Source organism: Hyalangium sp. (assembly GCF_035629615.1).
GTDB lineage: Bacteria > Myxococcota > Myxococcia > Myxococcales > Myxococcaceae > Hyalangium.
Genome location: NZ_DASPHO010000571.1, coordinates 1 through 7,574, shown reverse-complemented (window position 1 = coordinate 7,574; position 7,574 = coordinate 1). Strand labels below are relative to the sequence as shown.

Annotated in this window: 7 protein-coding genes; 1 reads left to right on the top strand and 6 read right to left on the bottom strand. The window is 68.7% G+C overall.

Features of this window, described 5'->3' with window-relative positions:
- Positions 1-1,985 (top strand): family 20 glycosylhydrolase (locus tag VD972_RS29000; protein WP_324992003.1); only part of this gene is annotated, 1,985 nt, incomplete at its 5' end.
- Between the two features lie 17 nt (positions 1,986-2,002).
- On the opposite strand, the gene VD972_RS28995 is transcribed toward VD972_RS29000, so the two are convergent.
- The 6 genes from VD972_RS28995 to VD972_RS28970 all read right to left on the bottom strand — a co-directional run bounded on the left by VD972_RS28995 (position 2,003) and on the right by VD972_RS28970 (position 7,382).
- Complete coding sequence (locus tag VD972_RS28995; protein WP_324992002.1) at positions 2,003-2,824, bottom strand: T6SS immunity protein Tli4 family protein; 822 nt, start codon at positions 2,822-2,824, stop codon at positions 2,003-2,005.
- Between the two features lie 217 nt (positions 2,825-3,041).
- Positions 3,042-4,118 (bottom strand): succinyl-diaminopimelate desuccinylase, encoded by a 1,077-nt coding sequence (gene dapE / locus VD972_RS28990; RefSeq protein WP_324992001.1) that lies wholly within the window; start codon positions 4,116-4,118, stop codon positions 3,042-3,044.
- Between the two features lie 89 nt (positions 4,119-4,207).
- A complete protein-coding gene (locus VD972_RS28985; RefSeq protein ID WP_324992000.1) occupies positions 4,208-4,825 on the bottom strand; it encodes a phosphatase PAP2 family protein in 618 nt (205 codons plus the stop codon).
- A gap of 55 nt (positions 4,826-4,880) precedes the next feature.
- A complete protein-coding gene (locus VD972_RS28980; RefSeq protein WP_324991999.1) occupies positions 4,881-5,780 on the bottom strand; it encodes an SLATT domain-containing protein in 900 nt (299 codons plus the stop codon).
- 83 nt (positions 5,781-5,863) lie between these two features.
- Positions 5,864-6,487, bottom strand: a complete 624-nt coding sequence (locus VD972_RS28975; RefSeq protein WP_324991998.1) for a cupin domain-containing protein — start codon at positions 6,485-6,487, stop codon at positions 5,864-5,866.
- A gap of 70 nt (positions 6,488-6,557) precedes the next feature.
- Positions 6,558-7,382: a 2,3,4,5-tetrahydropyridine-2,6-dicarboxylate N-succinyltransferase gene (locus tag VD972_RS28970; RefSeq protein ID WP_324991997.1), complete on the bottom strand. Its 825-nt coding sequence runs from the start codon at positions 7,380-7,382 to the stop codon at positions 6,558-6,560.
- Positions 7,383-7,574 lie beyond the last annotated feature (192 nt).

Below are 7,574 nucleotides of genomic sequence, written 5' to 3'. Positions count from 1 at the left end.
CCTCGCTGACCCTCTCGCGCCAACCCGCGGAGCCGGAGAAGGCCACCCTCCTCGTGGAGGTGAAGGCCCCGGGGAACACACTCCCCACCCTGGGAGACGACGAGTCGTACACGCTCGAGGTGGACGGGAACCGGGCCACGCTCCGGGCCGCCCAGGTTGTCGGTGCCCTGCGAGGCATCGAGACCGTGCTGCAGCTCCTCCAGGGAGACCGTGACGGCTGGTACCTGCCCACCGTGGCTGTCTCCGATCGGCCGCGCTTTCCATGGCGGGGCCTGCTCATCGACGTCAGCCGCCACTGGATGCCGATGGAGGTGCTGAAGCGCAACCTCGACGGCATGGCGGCGGTGAAGCTCAACGTGCTCCACCTGCACCTCACCGACGATCAGGGCTTCCGCGTCGAGAGCCGCCGCTTCCCCCGGCTCCACGAGCACGGCTCGGACGGCCTCTACTTCACGCAGGAGCAGCTGCGCGAGCTCATCGCCTACGCCGCCGACCGAGGCATCCGCGTGGTCCCGGAGTTCGACATGCCCGGCCACGTCACGAGCTGGCTCGCGGGCCACTCGGAGCTGGCGAGCGTGCCAGGCCCCTACGTCATCGAGCGCAAGTGGGGGATCTTCGACCCGACGCTCGATCCCACTCGCGAGGAGGTGTACCAGTTCATCGACGGGTTCCTCGGAGAGATGGCGGGGATCTTCCCCGACGCCTGGATGCACATCGGCGGGGACGAGAACACCGGCAACCACTGGCGGGTGAACCCGGCCATCCAGTCCTTCATGGCGAAGAACGGCCTCGCCGATGCCCACGCGCTCCAGAGGTACTTCGATGACCGGGTCGCGAAGCTCCTCCAGAAGCACGGCAAGCGGATGATGGGGTGGGACGAGATCCTCCACTCCACGCTGCCCAAGGATGCGGTCGTCCAGACGTGGCGCGGGCCCAAGGCGCTCGCGGAGAGTGCTCAGCAGGGATACTGGGGCATCCTCTCGTGGGGCTACTACCTGGACCACATGCTGCCCGCGGGGCTCCACTACACCGTGGATCCTCTGCCCGCGGATGCAAACCGGATGGCCGAGGAGTCCAATCGCTGGATCCCGGCCTCCTGGTACCACCGCTTCAAGTTCAAGGCGCCGGAAGTGTCGGTCCGCGAGAAGGATGCCGCGAGGGTCCTGGGCGGCGAGGCCTGCATGTGGGCCGAGTTCGTGGATCCCGAGACGATCGACTCGCGCATCTGGCCCCGCCTGGCGGCCGTCGCCGAGCGGCTGTGGTCCCCGCGAGAGGTGTCGGATGTGAAGGACATGTACCGCCGGATGGCTCGCCTCAGCGTGCAGCTCGAGGAGCACGGGTTGCTGCACGAGCGCATCGGAGAGGTGCTGCTGCGCCGGCTGGCAGGCTCGAACGAGCTGGGTCCGCTGCGCGTACTTGCGGGGCTGGTGGAGCCCGTGAAGTTCTACGATCGGCCCGTGCAGTTCCAGGCCGCCACGCAGGGCATGCCATTGACCCGGTTGGTGGACGCGGCACGACCGGAGAGCCTGGAAGCTCGAGCGCTGGGGTCCTCTGTCGATGATCTGCTGGCCGACATGCCGCGCTTCGATCGGGGCGCGGAGTGGCTGACCCGGACGCTTCACCAGTGGCGAGAGGTCCACCCCGAGCTGGCACGGACGCTGGAGGGCTCACCCGCGCTGCACGAGGCCCGGCCGCTGGCAGAGGGGCTGCTCGTGATGGCGCAGACGGGACTGGAGGCGCTCTCGTACCTGAGGAGCGGCACGGCTCCACGTGCGGGCTGGCGTGAAGAGGCGCTCCAGCGGATCGACGAGGCCGCGCGTCCCCATGGACAGGTCGAGCTCGCCATCATCCAGCCGCTGCGGGAGCTGGTCCTCGCGGCGGTCCTCCAGCCGGAGGCCAGGGCTCTGGGTGCAGCCAGGTGGCAGGCCCGGGTCAAGGCGGAGGCCCTCGCCACGATCCCGAAGCCTCCCGAGAAGAAGAAGTGAGGGCCCCGCTTCCCTCCTCAAAGGAGCTCCAGCAAGTCCCCAGGTGAGCGCGGGAGCAGGTGGCGCAGGGACTCCAGAATGGCCTCCCACAGACGGGACTTCTCCTCTCGCGCCTGTCCACTCGAGTGCATGCTGAGCTCCAGGTTCGGGGCACACGGATCTCCTGCTCGCCCCGGGCACCACCAGACCCAGGCCAGGTGCTCGGTACCGTCCTCCTCCAGGTGGAGGATCAGCTCTTCCCCCTCGAAGCCAGCCACCTTCCGTGGACCCGCTCGGACGAGGGTGACCCTCCTGTCGCCGTGGAGCCCCATGGCCAGGGCTCGTTGGAGACGGGCCTTGGGTCCACCATGAGGGTCCACCGCAAGCGCGGGCCGGCTGCTCAGCTCCAGCCTCAGATCGAGCCAGGTGTCCGCGAACTGCACGATGACCTGCTCGTCTCCCAGCGGAGGGATGGTGACAAACCCTCGCTCCAGATGGAAGCAGCCCTCGGGCTGACGGTGGGCCTGCGTCTCCAGTGCGCGGTAGGAGCGCGCCACCGTCTCGATCCGGGACAGGGCCTGCTCTGGCACGCGCGGTTCCTGGGTGCACTCCAACCAGACTCCGTGGGTCCCAGCGTCCAACAGCGCGAACCAGGTCTGGAGGTTCGTGTCGTCGTCACTGTCATGGGCCAGCACCCCCTGACACCTGGGGGCGAGCTCACGCTGCTCGAGGATGAGCTCCCGCGTTTCCTGGGGAAGCCGCTGCTCGGCCAGCTTCTGGAGCCAGTCATTCCAGGCCTTCTTGTACCCATTGGAAGCGGTCCACTGCACCTCTCTGAAATGGACGGTCGAGAGGAGCATGTGCTCTTGCCAAGCTCGCCGCATGGCCGCGGGCAGAAAGAGGGAGAATCTGCCCACGCGGTGCTCGCTGAGAGTGGCTTCCTGCGGCGCTGTCGCCCTGTGAGAGGCTTCCGAACGAATCGGCGCCTCGCCTCCTCGATTGGCTGCTGTCATACGCAGCAGCGTATTGAGGGGGAGGCCCCAGGGATGTACCACCGAGGTGGTACGCCAGGCGGCCCTACCCAGTGCCCTTCAGGAACGCAGCGAGCTTCTCGTACGCGACTGCCAGCGCGGGGATGGGCGCGCTCTCGTTGGCCTGGTGCGCCTGCGCCGTCTCTCCCGGCCCATAGTTCACCGCGTCCACGCCCCACTCGCCGAAGCGCGCCACGTCCGTCCACGCCTGCTTCGACGCCGCGGGCAGCCCTGTGGCCGCCAGCAGCCGCTGGTACAGCGGGTTGTCCGCGCACACCCGGCCGCTCGGCGACAGATCCGTGAACGTCAGCTCCGCTCGCCCCGCCACCAGCGCCCGCACGTCCTCCTGCGCCTGCTCCAGCGACTTGCCCGGCGCGAACCGGTAGTTGAGGTTCAGCTCGAGCGTGTCTGGCACCACGTTCCGCGCCCGGCCGCCGTGCGCCAGCGTCACGCTCATCACCTCGAAGAAGGGGAAGCCCGCGTGCACCACCTCCACACGCTGGCGCGCCAGCAGCTCCGTCAACAATGGGCCCGCCTTGTGGATGGCATTCTCGCCCTGCCACGGCCGCGCCGAGTGCGCGCTGCGCCCGGTGAACTTCAGCGTCGCGTGCAGCGTCCCCACGCACCCCACCTGCACCAGCCCGTCCGTCGGCTCCATGGCGATGCCGAAGCGCACTCGCTTCAGCTCCGGCACCTTGTCGAACAGCGGCCCCAGCCCGGACTCCAGATAGGGGCCCTCCTCGCGCTCATAGAGGATGAGCGCCAGACTCACCGGCAGCTCGCGCAGCGGCAGGTCCTCGGCCAACGCCATCATCACCGCCAGCCCGCCCTTCATGTCCGAGGCGCCCAGCCCGAACACCCGCTCCCCATCAATGCGTGGCGGGCCGTCGTGCGGGTGCGCAGGCACCGTGTCCAGGTGTCCCACGAGCGCCACCGTAGGCCGCGGGTCATCCAGCCGCCCCACCACCAGCGAGTGCCCCACTCGGGACACGGCCTCGCGGGGGAAGCGTCCCAGCGCCCAGCGCTCCACGTGGTCCGCGATGGGTCCTTCGTGCCCGATGGGGCTGGAGATGCGGCACAGTTCAAGCGTGGACTGAGCGAGGCGTGCGGCGAGCTGAGACATGGAGGGCGCGCACCATAGACCGTCTGCCCGCCCCCGTCGAAGGCTCTACGGCAGCTCCTCGCCTCTCAACCCTGCGCAGCGAGACGCCATCAGGCTCGCGGCCGGAGGACGATGGACAGGGCTGCATGGAGCCAGCTCAAGCAGATCGCATAGGTGCCGAGCACATCGCTCGGCCAGTGCGCGCCCGGGACCACGCGCGCGGCCCCAGCCACGACCAGCAGCGCGACGCCCACGACGACAATCCCGGTGCGTATTGCTCCCCGCGCGGCCCTCAGGGCGACGAGCACCAGCGAGCCCACGGTGACGCTGTAGAGCGTGATGAACGTGGAGGGGAACGAGAAGCCCTTGGGCGTGCCCACCACCGCGACGAGCTCTCGCGAGGGCCTTGGGCGCTGGAAGATCGACTTGCTCTCCTCCCCCAGGAGCTGCTCGAGCACGATGGCGACGAGCACCACCGCCGCGGCCCGCACGCCGGCAAGCCGCCACGTCCCCAGCACGGCGATCGCCATCAGGATGAACTTCGCCGGCACGTACGCCGTGGAGACGAACACCGGCACCCAGTCCGTCCCCGGCGAGAGCGCCTGGATGGCCCGTGCCAGCACCACATCGCCCGGCAGGGAGGGTGTCATCGCCACAGCAACACCGACGACCAGCGTGCAGCCCACCGCAACCACGGCTGCACGGAGAGGGAAGCCTGGAGGCAGCATCGAACGTGACTCCAATCTGCTAGGAGGAGGGGCACGGCGCACCGAGCGGAGCGGCTCAGGGCACCAGGAAGACGTGAACCGTCACCTCGCTGGCCTTGATCGTCGTGACATCCTCCGTCGCGAGCAGCCGGCCATCCTTCATCACGGCCTCGAGGCGGAGGCTCAGCAGCCCCGGGCCCAAGCCCGTCGTCACCACGGCACTGCCCCCGCTCCCGTCAAGATGCTTCCCTGTGCCGAGGACCACCTTCCACTTGCCGTCCCGGAGCTTCTCGCTGCCCTCGACCATGACCTTGACGGCGCCGTAGGCCGCGGAGGGCCCGGCGGCCAGGGCCGTGCGCTGCGCCTCCGCCCGCTGCTCCAGCACCGCCAGGTGGCCCTTGAACTCGGCCATCCAATCCTGGGTCTCCTGCTTGATGATCTCGTTGACGCTGATGATGAAGCCCTGGAGCAGATCCATCAGCGAGGAGAGGCGCTGTTCCTTGGGCGTGCCCGCCTCTGCCAGCGCCAGCCGGGCCCACCCGAACTGCAGGGCCTCCAGCCGCGAGTTGATGTCCTGGTAGGCGGACACGTAGCGCATCCACCCCGAGGAGGCTCCGAAGTAGTTGTCCAGGCCCACGCACGTGGCGCCCAGCATCGCGAACACGGAGGCCAGCAGGCCCCACTTCTGGTAGGGCTGCTCGTTCGGGAGGAGCTGCACGAGGATGGGCGTGATGCTGGCCAGCGAGGTCAGCAGGATGGCCAGCATCCGCAGCCGCTGACCCCACAGCTTCCTGCCCTCCTTCTGCCGGGAGTACCACCCCATCGCCTCGCGGCCCTTGTCCACGATGATGCGGTAGAGCTCTAGAATCTCAGCCGGCTGCTCCGGCTGCGAGAGGATCGGAAGAACGAGCCCCTGGAGGTTCTTCTCCGGCAGCTGACTCGGACCTGAGCTCCCCGCTGGCTTCCCGTTTGCCATACCCCCTCCTTACGTCGAAAGGGGGAAACGCTCCAGCAAGTGGCCACAGCCAGGGCACGACTCAGGGGGACTCGAGCTCCTTGTCAAAGCTCGTCATCGAAGCTCGTCACCCCGTCGATAACGGCGGCGGCAATGCACGCCGGCCCCTCCAGCGCCACGAAGTGGTGTGTGCTGCCCGCCTCCTTCTCCAGCAGCTCGCCCGGCCAGGTCTCGTGCCCCGAGTCCTCGCGCAACCCACCCTCGAGCACCAGGTTCCACTCGTACCCGTGGTGGGTGTGCCGCGGGAAGCGCACGCCGGGCGACAGCCGGACGAAGGCCGCCATCATCCCCGCCTTGGCCGGCCCTGTCTCCACCGTCAGCAGCTCGAGGCCTTCCACGGGCCCCTGCATCCACGCCGCCGGGTCGCTCAGGGACTCCAGCACCTGTAGCGCCTTCTCCCGCGTGAGATCAAAAAACGCCGCCACCTTCTCGGCGAAGCGGGCAAAGCGCCTGGGCCCCTCCATCTCGGCCACCACGTGGGCGAGCACCCCGGGCGGAGGCTCTCCGTCCGCCACCAGGGCTGCCAGCCCGTCCACCCCCGGAGACAGCCGGGCCACCTCGGCACGGCACCGCTCACAGCGGGCCAGGTGCTGCTCGGCCGCCTGCCGGGCAGGCAGCTCCAGCGTCCCCAGCACCAGCTCCGGCAGGATGTCGTCCAGGTGGCTCATTTCACGTCACATGCCCTCGGTCGTCACTCCTTCTACGGATGGCGCCACCTGATGGATTTCCTCTCCGCGCCTACACCGGCACAGCAAAGTCCCTCAGCGCAGCGTTGAGGCTGGTCTTTTGGTCGGTGCTCTTTGTCCGCTCTCCGATAATCAACGCACAGGGCACGCCGAACTTCCCTGCAGGGAACTGCTTCTCGCGCATTCCTGGGATCACCACGCTGCGTGCGGGCACGCGGCCCTTGTAGACGCGCTCCTCAGAGCCGGTGACGTCAATGATCTGCGTGGACGCGGTGAGCACCACGTTGGCGCCGAGCACCGCCTCCTCCTCCACCACCACACCCTCGACGATGATGCAGCGGCTGCCGATGAAGGCCCCGTCCTCGATGATGACGGGCGAGGCGGTGGGCGGCTCGAGCACCCCGCCCAGGCCCACGCCGCCGGAGAGGTGGACGTTGCGGCCCACCTGGGCGCAGCTCCCCACGGTGGCCCACGTGTCCACCATCGTCCCCGAGCCTACGCGCGCGCCGATGTTCACGTACCCCGGCATCACCACCGCACCCTTTTCTACGAAGGCGCCGTAGCGCACCACGCCCGGCGGCACCACGCGCACGCCCGCAGCTTGCAGGCCCTTCTTCAGCGGCACCTTGTCGTGGAACTCGAAGGGGCCCACCTCCATCACCTGCATCTCCGACACGGCGAAGAACAGGAGGATGGCCTCCTTCACCCAGGCGTTGACGCGCCAGCCCTCGGGGCCCTTCTCGGCCACGCGCAGCTCGCCCGCGTCCAGCCGCGCCAGCGTCTCACGCACGGCAGCCACAGACTCCGCTTCCTTCAGCTTCGTCCGATCGGCGAACGCCGCGGACACCTTCTGGGACAGCGCTTCAAGGGAGGACATGGCCCTCCTTTGAACCACAAATCCGGCCTGCCCGCCGCAATCCCGTACGACTCAGTGGGTGGCATTTCCAGTGCTGGCGGACTCAGCCAGCGGGTAGACATGCGTGGGAATGTCGTGGAGCGGCCGGTCCCCCACGGGCTCGCGCAGCTCGGGGGGAGAGCCTTCCAGGTACACCGTGCCGCCAGTGACGCG

Coding starts and splice junctions, on each gene's coding strand:
- VD972_RS28980 (WP_324991999.1), bottom strand. CDS start 5,780: ATGGCAAACGGGAAGCCAGCGGGGAGCTCAGGTCCGAGTCAGCTGCCG.
- VD972_RS28985 (WP_324992000.1), bottom strand. CDS start 4,825: ATGCTGCCTCCAGGCTTCCCTCTCCGTGCAGCCGTGGTTGCGGTGGGC.
- VD972_RS28975 (WP_324991998.1), bottom strand. CDS start 6,487: ATGAGCCACCTGGACGACATCCTGCCGGAGCTGGTGCTGGGGACGCTG.
- VD972_RS28970 (WP_324991997.1), bottom strand. CDS start 7,382: ATGTCCTCCCTTGAAGCGCTGTCCCAGAAGGTGTCCGCGGCGTTCGCC.
- dapE (WP_324992001.1), bottom strand. CDS start 4,118: ATGTCTCAGCTCGCCGCACGCCTCGCTCAGTCCACGCTTGAACTGTGC.
- VD972_RS28995 (WP_324992002.1), bottom strand. CDS start 2,824: ATGCTCCTCTCGACCGTCCATTTCAGAGAGGTGCAGTGGACCGCTTCC.